12 protein-coding genes are annotated in these 13,457 nt (G+C 72.8%); 6 read left to right on the top strand and 6 right to left on the bottom strand.

The features are described 5' to 3' along the window. Positions 1 to 52: 52 nt before the first annotated feature. Entirely contained in the window at positions 53 to 487 is a 435-nt protein-coding gene (locus ACWDY5_RS00755) for a hypothetical protein (protein WP_449720269.1), read from the top strand. 173 nt (positions 488 to 660) lie between these two features. Then, on the top strand, positions 661 to 1,326 hold the full coding sequence (locus ACWDY5_RS00760; RefSeq protein ID WP_449720270.1) for a dioxygenase family protein: 666 nt from the start codon (positions 661 to 663) through the stop codon (positions 1,324 to 1,326). Positions 1,327 to 1,407: 81 nt separating this feature from the next. Here the strand turns inward: ACWDY5_RS00760 and ACWDY5_RS00765 are convergent, their stop codons facing one another. Continuing rightward, on the bottom strand, positions 1,408 to 1,590 hold the full coding sequence (locus tag ACWDY5_RS00765; RefSeq protein ID WP_252478631.1) for a hypothetical protein: 183 nt from the start codon (positions 1,588 to 1,590) through the stop codon (positions 1,408 to 1,410). A 135-nt stretch (positions 1,591 to 1,725) separates the two neighbouring features. On the opposite strand from ACWDY5_RS00765, the gene ACWDY5_RS00770 reads away from it, so the two are divergent. Next, positions 1,726 to 2,739, top strand: coding sequence for an NAD(P)/FAD-dependent oxidoreductase (locus ACWDY5_RS00770; RefSeq protein WP_449720271.1), 1,014 nt, complete (start codon positions 1,726 to 1,728; stop codon positions 2,737 to 2,739). Between the two features lie 2 nt (positions 2,740 to 2,741). Here ACWDY5_RS00770 and ACWDY5_RS00775 read toward each other — a convergent pair whose 3' ends face one another. After that, positions 2,742 to 3,503 carry a maleylpyruvate isomerase family mycothiol-dependent enzyme gene (locus ACWDY5_RS00775; RefSeq protein WP_449720272.1) on the bottom strand — a complete coding sequence of 254 codons (762 nt, stop codon included), beginning with the start codon at positions 3,501 to 3,503 and terminating at the stop codon, positions 2,742 to 2,744. A gap of 89 nt (positions 3,504 to 3,592) precedes the next feature. Here ACWDY5_RS00775 and ACWDY5_RS00780 point away from each other — a divergent pair, with 89 nt between their 5' ends. Further along, the gene (locus ACWDY5_RS00780; RefSeq protein ID WP_449720273.1) at positions 3,593 to 4,708 is read left to right on the top strand and encodes a nucleotide disphospho-sugar-binding domain-containing protein; all 1,116 of its coding nucleotides are present in this window, start codon (positions 3,593 to 3,595) and stop codon (positions 4,706 to 4,708) included. Here the strand turns inward: ACWDY5_RS00780 and ACWDY5_RS00785 are convergent. From ACWDY5_RS00785 to ACWDY5_RS00800, 4 genes are all read right to left on the bottom strand, one after another. Further along, positions 4,698 to 6,731: a serine/threonine protein kinase gene (locus ACWDY5_RS00785; protein ID WP_449720274.1), complete on the bottom strand. Its 2,034-nt coding sequence runs from the start codon at positions 6,729 to 6,731 to the stop codon at positions 4,698 to 4,700. The two genes, ACWDY5_RS00780 and ACWDY5_RS00785, sit on opposite strands and share 11 nt — an antisense overlap. Beyond that, the gene (locus ACWDY5_RS00790; protein ID WP_449720275.1) at positions 6,728 to 7,357 is read right to left on the bottom strand and encodes a hypothetical protein; all 630 of its coding nucleotides are present in this window, start codon (positions 7,355 to 7,357) and stop codon (positions 6,728 to 6,730) included. Before ACWDY5_RS00790 ends, ACWDY5_RS00785 begins: the two co-directional genes overlap by 4 nt. Positions 7,358 to 7,432: 75 nt before the next feature. Next, the gene (locus tag ACWDY5_RS00795) at positions 7,433 to 8,611 is read right to left on the bottom strand and encodes a S8 family serine peptidase (protein WP_449720276.1); all 1,179 of its coding nucleotides are present in this window, start codon (positions 8,609 to 8,611) and stop codon (positions 7,433 to 7,435) included. Between the two features lie 211 nt (positions 8,612 to 8,822). Continuing rightward, the gene (locus ACWDY5_RS00800; protein ID WP_449720277.1) at positions 8,823 to 9,230 is read right to left on the bottom strand and encodes a winged helix-turn-helix transcriptional regulator; all 408 of its coding nucleotides are present in this window, start codon (positions 9,228 to 9,230) and stop codon (positions 8,823 to 8,825) included. Between ACWDY5_RS00800 and ACWDY5_RS00805 the strand changes: the two genes are divergently transcribed. After that, positions 9,207 to 10,439: an MFS transporter gene (locus ACWDY5_RS00805; RefSeq protein ID WP_449720278.1), complete on the top strand. Its 1,233-nt coding sequence runs from the start codon at positions 9,207 to 9,209 to the stop codon at positions 10,437 to 10,439. The two genes, ACWDY5_RS00800 and ACWDY5_RS00805, sit on opposite strands and share 24 nt — an antisense overlap. A gap of 48 nt (positions 10,440 to 10,487) precedes the next feature. Next, positions 10,488 to 13,457: a BTAD domain-containing putative transcriptional regulator gene (locus tag ACWDY5_RS00810; RefSeq protein WP_449720279.1), complete on the top strand. Its 2,970-nt coding sequence runs from the start codon at positions 10,488 to 10,490 to the stop codon at positions 13,455 to 13,457.

Below are 13,457 nucleotides of genomic sequence, written 5' to 3' on the forward strand. Positions count from 1 at the left end.
CCAGCGAGTTCGCCAGCGCCACCAGCAGAGTGCCGGCCCCGGCGAGCAGGAAATGGCGGTATTCGAACCGGTCGGCCAGTGCGCCGGTGGGAATTTCCAGCACGCAGAAGAACACGTAGGAGATGCTCTGGATGGTGAAGATCCGCTCGTCGGTCAGACCGGCATCGCGCTGGTAGAGGTAGAAGACAGCCGTTGCACAGTCGGGTCACATTCGCTCAACTCGGTTAACGGGCTACCGCTGATCCCGCTGGCCACGGCATTCCGTGACCGCGGACACGTCATCGCTTTCGCCACCCTGGACGGCGGTGCGGCGGTCACCACCCTCGGCCTGCCGCACCTGCGTCGCCTGGGCGCGCAGCGGCGCGGGTTGCCGCCCTTTTTCACCGGTGGCGGTTCAGTAGTTCGATCTACAACAACATTATGGATTCGTCTTATGATGCATGGGAGTGAACTTTCTCGACGGAAGGCGGGTAGTGCTGGAAAATAGGATGAGCGCGACTTCCTGCAAATTGATCCCTGTCGCGCTCATTTTCCCTGCTCCCACCCAAAGGAAATCCCATGCATGACGACGATGAGCCAGTCGGCCGGGTACTTGGCAGGCGACAGGCGTTGATTCTGCTCGGTGCCGCGGGTGCCACACTCACGGTCGCGGGATCCACCATGGCCAGTGCCACCACATCCGCCGCAGGCGCGCCCGAGGTCTGCACGCTGGACTGTGTGGTCAAACCAGAGCAGATGGAGGGCCCTTACTTCGTCGACGAGCGGCTCAACCGCTCCGATATCCGCACCGAGCCATCCACCGGCCAGCTGGTGCCCGGCACCGCGCTGACCATCAACTTCACCGTCCAGCAGATTCGTCAGCAGCAGTGCACGCCGCTGCCGAACGCGATGGTCGACCTCTGGCAGTGTGACGCGTTCGGGCTGTACTCCGACATCCCGTCCCAGGGCAGCTCCGGCCGCCGGTTCCTGCGCGGTTACCAGAACACCGACCAGGCGGGCGCGGCGCGGTTCATCACCATTCTGCCGGGCTGGTACTCGGGTCGGACGCTGCACATCCACATCAAGATTCGCACCGTCGGAACCAACGGCCGGCCGTACGAGTTCACCTCGCAGCTGTACTTCACGCCCGAGTTCGGCGCGGCTTATCTGCGGACCGAGCCGTACCGTCGGCGGGGACCGGCGGACACCACCAACAACCGGGACTCGATCTACCGCAACGGTGGCGCCCAGATGCTGCTGCGCCCGCAGCAGGCCGGAACCGGCTACACCGCGGACTTCGCGATCGGCCTCGACCTGTCCAACACCCAGGTAGGCCGGCCCGACTAGGCGCAGTGGGGGGCGGCTCCGCGAGGAGCCGCTGGCACCGGGACACCGCCGAAGGTTGACAGGCGGTGCCCGGTGCGGCGGTCAGTGCTTGACCGCTACCTCCGGGATTGGCAGGCCCAGCATGGCCAGCAGGTCGTGCTGGTCCTGGTCGTCGGTGGCGTGGCAGGCGACCGTGCGCGCTGCGCGCAGCTGCTGCCCCCGCTCGACGCGGCTGGCGTTCTCCCGGGCTTCGGCGAAACCGGTGTGGCGGGTCAGAGTGCTCAAGCGAGCTCCGTTTCCGGACTGGCCGGGTTCGCCAGCGTGTTCGGTTGTAGTGGCTTGACTCTACCCTTAACCCCCAAATTGCCAAATCAGCAACGAACTTTGCCAAGTTTTCGGGGCTGAGCGCATGGTGGGGCCATGACTGACAACGTGGATGTCCTGGTAATCGGTGGTGGGGCCGCTGGGCTCTCCGGCGCGCTGACGCTGGCCCGCGCGCGGCGCAAGGTGCTGGTGCTGGACGCGGGGGAGCCGCGCAACGCGCCCGCGAGCGGGGTGCACGGGTTCCTCACCCGGGATGGGCTGCCGCCCGCGGAGCTGGTGCGGGCCGGAGTGGCGGAGGTGCGGGGGTACGGCGGTGAGGTGCGGGCCGGGACCGTCACCTCGGCGCGGCGGACCGGGGAGGGGTTCGAGGTGTCGACGGCGGACGGGCAGCGGGTGCGGGCGCGGCGGCTGCTGGTGACCACCGGGCTGACCGATGAGCTGCCGGAGGTGGCCGGGGTGCGGGAGCGGTGGGGACGCGATGTGCTGCACTGCCCGTACTGCCACGGCTGGGAGGTGCGGGACCAGCCGATCGGCGTGCTGGGCTCCGGGCCGAACGTCATGCACATGACGCTGCTGCTGCGGCAGTGGAGCCAGGACGTGGTGCTGTTCCGGCACACCGCGCCCGAGCTGACCGCCGAGGACCGCGCGCGGCTGGCCGCACGGGAGATCGCGGTGGTGGACGGCGAGGTGACCGGGCTGGAGATCACCGGGGACCGGGTGTCCGGGGTGCGGCTGGCCGACGGCCGGGTGGTGCCGAGGCGGGCGATCGCGGTGCTGCCGCGGTTCCTGGCCCGCGCCGGGTTCCTCGCCGAGCTGGGGCTCAAGGTGGTGCCGCACCCGATGGGCGAGCACGTGCAGACCGACGGCCGGGGCCAGACCTCGGTGCCAGGGGTGTGGGCGGCGGGCAACGTGACCGACCTGTCGGCCAGCGTGGTCGTCGCGGCGGCGGCCGGCATGGTCGCGGGGGCCGGCATCAACGGCGAGCTGGTGGCGGAGGACACCCAGCGCGCGGTCGGCCGCCGGGACTTCTCTCCTGAGCTGGAGGCCCGGCTCGCCGAGCGGGTGCTCGGCGAGCGGCGGCACGGGCTGGACTCGCTGCTGGCCGGTTGAGCTCAGCCGAAGCCGATGTGGGTCAGCCAGAACTCCAGCAGCTCGCGATCTCCGTGGATCTCGATTCCGTCGTCCCGCACCGGCTTGCGCCGGTACAGCACCAGCAGCAGGTCGGTCAGCGGGGCCCGCACCGACACCGCGGCCGCCCGGTGGCCCCGCCCGGAGACGATCACCTCGCCGGTGAGGTCGATGAACCAGGCGGCCTCGGCGTCGGTGGCGGCGAAGGACAACGTGCGGCCGGGGGCGAGTAGTTCCCGTTTGCCGGGGTTGTGCTCGAAGTGCTGAGGCAGCGCGTCGAGCATCAGCCACTCGTCCACCGCGTCCAGCGCGACCTCCGGGGTCAGCTCGAACCGGGTCCCGGCGGCCAGGGTCGCGTCGGCCCGGTGGATCACCGTCTCGTGTGCGAACCGCCGCGCCCAGAACCGCGTGCCGCCACCGGCCAGCGGCGCCCACACCTCGGCCGCCGGCCCGGCCGCGCGCAGCGCCCCTGCCAGTTCCTCGGCCCCCTCGACCAGCCAGTCCAGCGGGAACGAGCCGGAGTCGTCGCCGTCAAGCTCGCGCACCTGGTCATCCGGCCGGAACCCGGTCGCCCTGGTGCGCACGATCTCGGCGGCCCAGCGGTGGCCGCCGCCGAGGTGCCGCACCAGCATGCCCAGGGTCCAGCCGGGGCAGGACGGCACCGGCGCGTGCAGGTCCGCCCCGGCCAGCTCGGCCAGCAGCTCGGTCTGGGTGCGGATCTCGGTGTGGTGGCGGTCGAAGTCCATGGTCGCCTCTCTCGTGGTCCAGCGGTGTCACGAGCTGGTCGGAGCCGGAGCGGCGGTCTCGACATCGGGGCGAAGATAATCTGCGGGCCATGCGAGTGCTGTTCGTGACCTCCAACGGTGCCGGGCACGCGTTCCCGGTGGTGTCGCTGGCCAGAGCCTTTGTCGCGGCTGGGCACGAGGTGCTGGTGGCGACCGCGGGGGAGGGCCTGGCGGTGCGGCAGTCCGGGTTGCCGGTGGCCGATGTCGCGCCGGGGCTGACCAGGGCCGCGCTGGTCGAGCGGGTGCGGGCGGCGGAGCCGGAGGCGGTGCGGGCGATGCTGACCGGGCGGATCAGGGACCTGCGGGAGATGGCCCGGCCGATCAGTGTGCTGGTGCGGGCGCTGGTGGACGGGGTGCTCGAGCTGGCGCGCGAGTGGCGGCCCGGCCTGGTGGTGCAGTCCCAGGCCCAGCACGCCGGGCTGGTGTGCGCGGGGGCGCTGGGGATTCCGTTGGCGGAGCACAACTTCGGGCTGGTGCGGGCCACCGGCATGGCGGAGCTGATGCGGGAGCTGCTGGCCGATGTGTTCCAGCGGCACGGTGCGGAACTGCCGCAGCGGCGCACGGTCCTGGATGTCGCGCCGCCCAGCATGGTGCCGGGTCCAGCCGGTCGGTTGCTGCGGTACGTGCCTTACAACGGGTCCGAGCCGGCGCCGGACTGGCTGAGCGAGCCGGTGGACCGGCCGCGGATCGCGGTCACGCTGGGCACCGTCGCGCCGGGGGACAGCGGAATCGGGCCGGTGGAGCGAGTGCTGGCGCTGGCCGGGGAGATGGACGCCGAGTTCGTGCTCGCGCTGGGCGCGGTGGAGCTGGGTGCGCTGCCGGCCAACGTGCGCGCCCCGGGCTGGCTGCCGCTCAACGCGCTGCTGCCGACCTGCGCGGCGATCGTGCACCACGGCGGCGCGGGTAGCACCATGACCGCGCTGGATGCCGGGGTGCCGCAGCTCGTGCTGCCCAGCGGGGCGGACCGCTACGTCAACGCCGACGCCGTCCGCGAGCGCGGCGTGGGCCTGTCCGCGGCGGAGGACGAGCTGGATGCGCCGCTGCTGAACCGGTTGCTCACCGACGCCGGGCTGCGGGCCGAGGCGGCCGCGGTGCGCGCGGAACTGCGCGCGATGCCCGCGCCGGAGGTGGTGGCCGCGGAGCTGGCCGAGTGGGTCAGGGGCTGATCAGGTCGCCGCCGCAGGAACAGGACTGGCCGGTGCAGCGCAGGCACAGCGTGCGGTGGCAGCAGCCGCAGACGGCCAGTTCGGCGAGTGGGCCGCCGGTCCGGCAGTTGCCGCAGTACCGGGTGCCGGCCAGCAGCTCCGCGGACGGGGAACCGCTGTGTGCCAGCAACTCTCGGGCCTCGGGGGGCAGGTGCGCGGACCGGCGGTGCGCGGTGAGCAGGTCCAGGCCGAGCAGCGGGTCCGCCGGGCGGCCGTCGGCCACCCACAGCTCGGCCCGGTTGCGCAGCCTGGCGAACAGTGAGCGGTCGGCCGGATCTTGTTGGCGGGCAACGGCTTCCAGCACCGCGCGGTCGCGGTGGTTGACCGGGATCCTGGTCACCGGGCGGCGGCGGGCGATGTCGGCGCGGCTGCTCGCGTAGGCCAGTTCGCCGCGTTGGAAGGCGGCTTCGGCGAGCAGGCTGAGCTTCTTCACCGTGGTGGTGCTGCTGATCGTGCGGAAGAACTCGCGCAGCGCCTGCCACCCCGCATCCGGCGCGACCGGGCCACGCCGGCCGGCCAGCACGCAGCCGGCCAGCGCGACCAGGTCGGTGCGCAGCCCGGCGAGCTCGGCCAGCAGCCGGTCCAGCTCCGCGTACTGCCCGGCGTCCAGCAGATCGGTCACCTGGAGCAGCAGCCAGCGCAGGGTCATCCCGGGATCCTCGGTGCGCACCGGCTGCGCCGCCACCGTGGCCGCCGTCCCGTGCTCGCCGCTGACCAGGTAGTACAACCGCATCGCGGCCAGCGCGGAGGGGCTCTCCCGGTCCGCGGCGAAGGACCGCCGGACATACGGCAGCGCGCGCGGCGGATCGTCCAGCATCAGCCAGGACTGGGCCAGCAGCGCGGTGTCCAGCTCCTGCTCGAAGGCCCCCAGCCGCTCCCAGGCCAGTGCCGCCGCGCGCAGGCGTTCGGCGTCCGCGGGCTCGCCGGTGATCTCCAGCAGCTCCACCAAAGCCTTGACCCGCAGGCAGTGCAAGCTCGGCGCGATCCCGCCGGGCAGCGCCGGATCGGCCAGCGCGCGGCCGCTCAGCTCCTCGATCCGCAGCAGCGCGGGCACGGTGTGCAGCTGGTAGAGCTGGTGGCATTCCGGCAGCCAGGCCGCCCAGCCCAGGGACAGCCGTACCTCCGCCACTTCGCCCCGGCGCGGCCAGGAGTCCAGCTGGGGCAGCAAAGCAGCCAGCGGATACCGGGTCAGACCGGGGTCAGCGCCCAGGAAACTGGTGTGCTCGTCGCCAAAACCCAGGTGCTGCCCGAAGCAGTCGATGATCTCGGCGGTGTCCGGGCGGGCGGAGGGGTCCTCGGTCAGTGCGCGCTCCACCAGCTTCGCCAGCCAGTCCCAGCCGATCGGGCCGTCGCGCAGGGTCCGGCCCCAGGCCCAGACGTCCATTGCCGGATCCGCCGGCGCACCGGCGATCTGCTCCGGCGCGGCATAGCCCTCGGTCAGCCGCCAGCTGGTCGGCCCGCCCGTCTCGGCCAGGGTTTCCAGGTCCGCGAGGACCGTGTGCCAGCCGTCCTCGTGCGCGAAGAGCACGTTCTCCGGCTTGACATCGCCGTGTACCACCCCTTCCCGGTGCAACCGGCGCAGCGCGCAGGCCAGCGCCAGCCCGTGGTAGGCCAGCTCCGCCGGGTCGAGCCCGGCCGCGAGCCGGTCGCGCAGGCTGCCGCCGGGGCAGTGGGGCAGGCACAGGTAGTGCAGCGGGCCGCCGGGGTCGCCCACGGTCTGCTCGATCGGCAGGATGCCGCCGAAGCCGAACCGCAGCATCCGCAGCGCCTCGGCCTCGCGCCGGGCCAGCGACTCCGGGGTGCGCACGGTGAAACCCTTGAGCACCACCAGGTTCCGGTCCGCGCGCCGGGTCACCAGCACCGCCTCGGCCAGCTCGCCGACCACCTCGAACTCGCCGATCCGGCCCCGGCCCGGCGCTTCCCGCAACGCGGCCGCCGCGGTCAGCGCGCGCGAGAAGTACGGCGCGGCAAAGGGATCGATCATGCCGTCTGCAACGCCGCGTAGGCCTGGCAGACCACCCGCCAGCGCTGCCGGTGGAACTCCACGGTCTCCTCGATCAGGCTGCTCAGCTCCTGGCCCAGCTCGCCGTCCAGCGAGGCGTAGAACCGGTCCAGCACCGCGGTGCCCGAGGTCTTGAGCTGGTGCACCGCGCTGCGCTGGATCTCGCCGGTGGGGAAGTACTTGAGCACCGCCACCGCGAACGCGCGTTCCGGCTCGGTCAGGGTGGCGTCGCTGAAGGCGTGCGCCACCGCGTGCACCCGCACCCGCACCGGCTCGAACTCCAGCCGCAGCCGCCGCAGCAGGTTCGCCGCCGCGCGCACCTGGTCCGGGAAGTGCGCCATGCCGTGCTGCCAGGCGTCCGGGGTCAGCTCCAGGGCCTTGTCGAACATCAGCAGGTAGTCCCGGTGCACCGCTTCCAGGTCGGTCATCAGCTGGCGCAGCGCGGACCGGGAGCTGAAGGCGGTGGCCAGCTCGTCCACCGCGGCCAGTGCGGGAGCGGCGTTGACGTGCACGCCGCCGTGCACCACCCCGGCCTGCACCGCCGCGCCGTGCACCGGGCCGGAGACCGTGTTGGCCACCTGCGGCTGCTCGCCGCTGTCCGCGCTCATGGCGACACGTTACGTGAGGACAGGGCGGAGCCCCGCCACCGGAAGGAGATCCGGCAGCGGGGCTCGCGGGGTGGCTCAGAGGCCGGCGGAGAACAGCAGCCGGTTGACGGTGCCGCCGGTGGTGCCACCGGAGACCTTGTTCGGGGTCGCGTTGGTGTTCAGCCAGTTGTGCACGGTGGCCGAGGGCGCGTCACCGAAGCGGGCCTTGTACAGCGCGGCCACGCCGGCCACGTGCGGGGTGGCCATCGAGGTGCCGCTCATCGAGCCGCTGCCGCCGGTGCGCACGGTGGAGATGATGTTGCTGCCGGGGGCGTAGAGGTCGACGCAGGCGCCGGTGCTGGAGAAGGAGGAGCGGGCGTCGGTGATCTCCGAGGAGGCGACCACGGTCGCGGTCTCCACCTTGCGCGGCAGGCGGTCACAGGAGTTGCCGCCGGTGTTGCCGGCCGAGGTGGCCAGGAAGACGCCGGAGGAGATCATGTTGCGGATCGCGGTCTCCAGCGCCGCGCTGTGGGTGAAGTTCCACGAGGTGTTGGCCACCGCGGGCTTCTTCGCGTTCTGGGTGACCCAGTTGACGCCGTTCAGCATCGAGGTGGCGGTGGCGCTGCCGGAGCAGTTCATCACCTTCACGCCGTGCAGGCTGACCTTCTTGGCCACGCCGTAGGTCTTCGAGCCGATGGTGCCCGCCACGTGCGTGCCGTGGCCCTGGCAGTCGGTGTTGTTGGTGTCGATGGCGTTGTGGTCGAAGGTGGCCCGGCCCTCGAAGTCGGCGTGCGAGGGCGTGATGCCGGTGTCGATGATGTAGGCGTGCACCCCGGCGCCGGTGGCGTTGTAGGTGAAGCTCTTCGACAGCGGCAGGTCGCGCTGGTCGACCCGGTCGATGCCCCAGGACGGCGGGTTCAGTTGGGTGGCCTCCAGCGCGTCGGTGACCAGCACGTCCTGCTCGATGCTCTTGACCGCCGGGTCGCGCCGCAGCTGGCGCAGCTGGCCGGGGGTGAGCTTGGCGGAGAAGCCGGTGACCGCGGCGCTGAACTCGGCCGCGGGCTTGATGTCCAGCGCGGTGGTCAGGCTGCGGCCCCTGGCCTTGGCCGGGTCGGTCACCACGATGTAGGTGTCCGCGATGGGCTGGGTGGTCGCCGAGGCAGTGGCCAGCGACAGGGGCGCCTGGTAGGCGGGCTCGGCCATGGCGGTGGCCGCGGTCAGGGTGGACAGGGCGGCGGCTGAGAACACCGCGAGAGCACGGTTGAGCGGATGCACGTGGTGGCTCCTTCAAGGCCCCGCCGACCGGGCTGCTCACCGCAGGGTTGGTGAACGGACTATCGCCCGGTCGTGGGTCACCCAGAAGACTGACGAGTGTGTCATCGCAGGTCAATGGTGCTGATCAAATGTCTGCCACGGTCCATCCGTTCTGCGGTGCGGCTTCCTTCTTCCGGACGAGGCGAGTCGGGGGTTGCGCTCGGACCCCTGGTCAGGGCAGGGGGTCCAGCAGCAGGTGGCCTTCGCGCAGCGCGTCCTCCACTGGATCGGGGTCGGCGGTGCGCGCGCGGCCGGGGCCGTAGCGGAACTCGGTCTCGGCCACCCGCGGGACGACTGAGCAGGCCGGGCAGGGTTCGCCGGGGGTGAGGTCCTGGCCGCAGACGGTGTGCCGCAGCAGGGCGGGCGGGCCGTCGGGGGAGAGGTGCTTGTTCCCCCAGCGGGCCATCGCGGTCAGCACCGGCCACAGCTCCAGCCCGCGTTCGGTGAGCAGGTACTCCGCTCGCCCCGGCTGGTACTCCCTGCGCTCCAGCACACCCGCGGCCACCAGCGACTCCAGCCGGGCGGCGAGCACCGCGCGGGGCAGGCCGAGGTGCCGGTGCAGGTCGGTGAAGCGGCGCAAGCCCAGGAAGCAGTCGCGCAGGATCAGCGGGGTCCAGCGTTCGCCGATGACCTGGGCCGCCGCCGGGTGTTCAGCGCGGGCGCGGTGGTGCTGCTGCTGGCCTGCGTGCTCTCCGCGCTGGCCCCGGTGACCTGGCTGTTCGTGCTCGGCCGGGTGCTGGCCGGGATCGGCGGGGCCGCGGTGGTGGCCTGCGGGCTGGCGCTGATCGGGCACGCCGCCCCGCCCGGACCGCTGCGGATGCGGGCGATGGGCCGCTGGGGCGCCAGCCTGAGCCTCGGCCTGACCATCGGCCCGCTGCTGACCGCGGTGATCGCCCACTACCTGGACTGGCGGGCGATGTACTGGCTGCTGGCGCTGGCCGCCGCGGCGCTGGTGCCGGCCGCCCGCGGGCTCACCGAGTCCCGATCCGGGCAGCGCCGCCGCCTCGACCTGCCCGGCGTGCTGCTGCTGGCCGCCGGACTCGGCGCGCTGCTGGCCGGGCTCACCCTCGGCCGGACCGGCTGGCTGGCCCCGGCCACGCTCAGCCTGCTCACCGGCGGTGTGCTGCTGCTGGCAGGGTTCCTGCTGCGCCAGGCGCTGGCCGCCGAACCCATGATCGAGCTGAGCCTGTTCCGCGACCGCGCGCTGGTCTCGGCCACCGTGGCCGGGTTCAGCGCGGGCGCGGGGGTGACCGCGCTGATGTCCTTCCTGCCCATCGTGCTGCAGCAGGCGCTGGGCCTCGGCCTGGTCGCCGCCTCGGTGCTGGTGGCCGTCTGGTCCGGCGCCAGCGTGCTGGCCGCGCTGGCGGTGCGGCGGCTGCACCGGCTCAGCCCCGACCTCCGGCTGAGTCTGGGCATGATCCTGCTCGCCGCCGGGATGCTCGCCCTGCTCGCGCCCTCGGCCACCGCGCACGGCCTCGACCTGCTGCCCGGCCTGCTGGTCACCGGCATCGGCACCGGAGTGGCCAACGCCAGTCTCGGCGCGGCCGCGGTGGCCAGCGTGCCCCCGGCCAAGGCCGGGCTGGGCAGCGGGCTCAACCAGACCGTGCGCTACCTGGGCGCGGCCATCGGGGTGACCGTGATCTTCGCGCTCAGCGTGCGCTCGACGGCCGCGCCTGTTGACGAGCTGTTGGCGGGCTGGCGGATCTCGGTGCTGGTGTGCGCGATGGTGAGTCTGGCCGGGGGTGTGATAGCGCTTTCATTGCGACCGCGCACCACAATTGCCGGTTAGGTTTATCCGGGTATTAGCATCGCCATTGGCCGAAAGTGGGGACGCTGAGTGAGCCAGGGACTGTCATTCGCTGTGCTGGGGCCGGTGCGCGCCTGGCACAACGGGGCCGCCCTGCCACTGGGCTCGCCCCAGCAGCGCTTGACCCTGGCGGTGTTGTTGCTGGCCAAGGGCCGGGTGGTGGCCATCGAGGAGATCGTCCGCGCGGTGTGGGACGCGGACGAGCCCAGGGCCGCCCGCGGCACCATCCGCACCTACGTGCACCGGCTGCGCCGGACCCTGGAGGTGGCCGGCGGCGAGCCGGTGCTGATCTCTGCCAACGGCGGCTATTCGCTGCGGGTCGAGGAGGACAACTTCGATCTGGGCCGATTCCAGAAAGCCTTTCGGGTCTTCGAGAAATCCATTTCTTCACGCGATAAGGACGCCGCCGCGCGGGCACTGCACGAGGCCCGCGCGGAATGGCAGGGCGAGGCGCTGGCCGATGTGCACAGCGACTGGGCGAGCCGGGAACGGGGCAGGTTGCGCCAGCGCAGGCTGGCCGTGGTCGAGGAGCTGGCCGCACTGGAGCTGGACCTGGACCGCTGCCCCGGCCTGCTCGACCAGCTCGCCGCCGAGGCCGCCGCCCAGCCGCTGCGGGAACGATTGCAGGAGCTGCTGATCCTCGGCCTGTACCGGTCGGGGCGGCAGGCCGAGGCGCTGGCCGCCTTCGAGCGGGTCCGGCACAACCTGGCCGAGGAGCTGGGCGTGGACCCCGGCCCCGCGCTGCGCTTCCTGCACGAACGCATACAGCGCGCCGACCCGGCCCTGCTCGGCAAGGCCGCCCCGGCCGCGCCGGTCGTCGCCGCGGTGCCCGCCCAGCTGCCCGCCGACCTGCCGGTGTTCACCGGACGGGAGGCCGAGCTCGCCGACACCGTGGCCCGGCTCAGCTCGGCGACCTGCCGGCCGGGCGTGGCGGTGGTGCACGGCATGCCGGGGGTCGGCAAGACCAGCTTCGCGGTCCGCTGCGCGCACGAGCTGACCGGGCAGTTCCCGGACGGCCAGCTCTACGTGGACCTGCGCGGCTTCGAGGCCGATGACGCCGCGGTCGCGCCGGGCGAGGCGGTGCAGGGCTTCCTGGACGCCCTCGGCGTGCCCACCCAGCACCTGCCGGACCGCCTGGACGCGCGCACCGCGCTCTACCGCTCCGTGCTGGCCGAGCGCCGCTGCCTGATCCTGCTGGACAACGCCCGCGACACCGCCCAGGTGCTGCCGCTGCTGCCCGGCGGCAACCGCTCCCAGGTGCTGGTGACCAGCCGGGTCGAGCTGTCCGGACTGGTCGCGGGCACCGCCGCGCACACCGTCTCGCTGGACCTGCTCTCGGTGGCCGAGGCCAGGCAGTTCCTGGCCAGGCGCCTCGGCCAGCGGCGGCTGGCCACCGAACCCGGCGCGGTCGAGGACATCATCGCCACCTGCGGCAGGCTGCCGCTGGCACTGGCCGTGGTCGCCGCGCGCGCGGCCGCCAACCCCGGCTTCAGCCTGACCGCGCTGGCCGCCGAACTGGGCGGGGCCAAGGGCCGCCTGGACGCCTTCACCAGCGGCGACGGCCACACCGACCTGCGCAGCGTGCTGTCCTGGTCCTACCGGGCGCTCTCCGCGCCCGCGGCCAGGCTGTTCCGGCTGCTCTCGCTCTACCCCTGCCCGGAGCTGAGCCCGGACGTGGCCGCCACCCTCGGCGGGCTGCCCCGGCCCCGCGCCCAGGCGCTGCTGCGCGAGCTGGCCGCCGCGCACCTGATCACCGAGCCCCGCCCCGCCTGGTACGGCTGGCACGAGCTACTGCGCGCCTACGCCGAGGAGCTGCGGCTGGCCGAGGACAGCCCGCAGGAGCAGCGGGCCGCCCGGCACCGCGGCCTGCAATGCCACCTGCAAGCCGCCTACGCCGCCACCCAGACCATCTCCCGGCACCAGGACGGCCCGGCACTGGACGAGCCGGACCCGATGGTCTCGCCGCGCACCTTCACCGGCCACCAGCAGGCGCTGCGCTGGTTCGCCGAGCGGCACGCCGTGCTGCTCAACCTGATCGAGCAGGCCGCCGCGGACGGCTTCGAGCGCGAGGCCTGCCGGCTGACCTGGTGGCTCCGGCACTTCTTCGACCTGGGCGGGCACTGGCGCGACCTGGACTCGGTCAGCCGGATCTCGCTGCGCGCCGCCCAGCGGATCGACGACAAGAGCTTGCTGGGCTACGCCTACCGCGGCCTGGCCAGGGCCGCCGCGCACGAGGGCAGGCACGAGGCCGCGCGGGCACACCTGACCCAGGCGCTGGCCTGCTTCGAGGCCGAGGGCGACCTGCTGGCCAGGGCATACACCCACCGGCAGCTGGTCGGCGTGCGCCAGCTGGAACGCGACCTGACCGGCTCGCTCACCGAGGTCGCCGCCGCGCTGGAGCTGTTCCGCCAGGTCGGCTGCCCGATCGGCGAAGCGGGCGCGCTGGTGGCCAAGGCGGCCAGCCTGACCAGGCTCGGCGAGCACGAGCAGGCACTGGAGGCCGCGCACCGCGCGCTGGCCCTGCTGGAGGGCTCCGGCGAGCTGTACGACCTGACCACCGCTCTGGAGGCGATCGGCCGCGGCTACTACCACCTGGGCCGTTTCCAGGAGTGCGTGGCCTACCGGGAACGGGACCTGGCGGTCAGCCGCGCGCTCGGCGACGACAGCGCCATCGGCACCTCGCTGCTGCACCGCATGGTCACCAGCTGCCTGATCCAGCTCAGCCAGGCCCGCCGCGCCGCAGGCGATATCGAGCAGGCGAACCGGGAGCTGCACGAGGGCCTGACCAGCCTGACCGAGGAGCTGGCCGAGGTCTACCGCACCATCGGCCGCTACCACGAGCGCCGCCAGCGCCTGCACGACACGGTCCGCACGCTGGCGGAGTTCCTGCGCGAACCCCTCACCGGCGCGGACTGGCCCGACCGCGCCACCAGGGTGCTCGACACCTCGGTGACCGCGGCCGTGCAGATGGGATTCGGGGCCTACATCCTGGAGTACTGA

The sequence above is a fragment of the Crossiella sp. NPDC003009 genome (assembly GCF_053591555.1).

What these genes read in the sequence shown, in the direction of transcription:
- ACWDY5_RS00755 (WP_449720269.1), top strand. Translation starts at nt 53, where the DNA reads ATGGCGGTATTCGAACCGGTCGGCCAGTGCGCCGGTGGGAATTTCCAG.
- ACWDY5_RS00760 (WP_449720270.1), top strand. Translation starts at nt 661, where the DNA reads ATGGCCAGTGCCACCACATCCGCCGCAGGCGCGCCCGAGGTCTGCACG.
- ACWDY5_RS00770 (WP_449720271.1), top strand. Translation starts at nt 1,726, where the DNA reads ATGACTGACAACGTGGATGTCCTGGTAATCGGTGGTGGGGCCGCTGGG.
- ACWDY5_RS00775 (WP_449720272.1), bottom strand. Translation starts at nt 3,503, where the DNA reads ATGGACTTCGACCGCCACCACACCGAGATCCGCACCCAGACCGAGCTG.
- ACWDY5_RS00780 (WP_449720273.1), top strand. Translation starts at nt 3,593, where the DNA reads ATGCGAGTGCTGTTCGTGACCTCCAACGGTGCCGGGCACGCGTTCCCG.
- ACWDY5_RS00785 (WP_449720274.1), bottom strand. Translation starts at nt 6,731, where the DNA reads ATGATCGATCCCTTTGCCGCGCCGTACTTCTCGCGCGCGCTGACCGCG.
- ACWDY5_RS00790 (WP_449720275.1), bottom strand. Translation starts at nt 7,357, where the DNA reads ATGAGCGCGGACAGCGGCGAGCAGCCGCAGGTGGCCAACACGGTCTCC.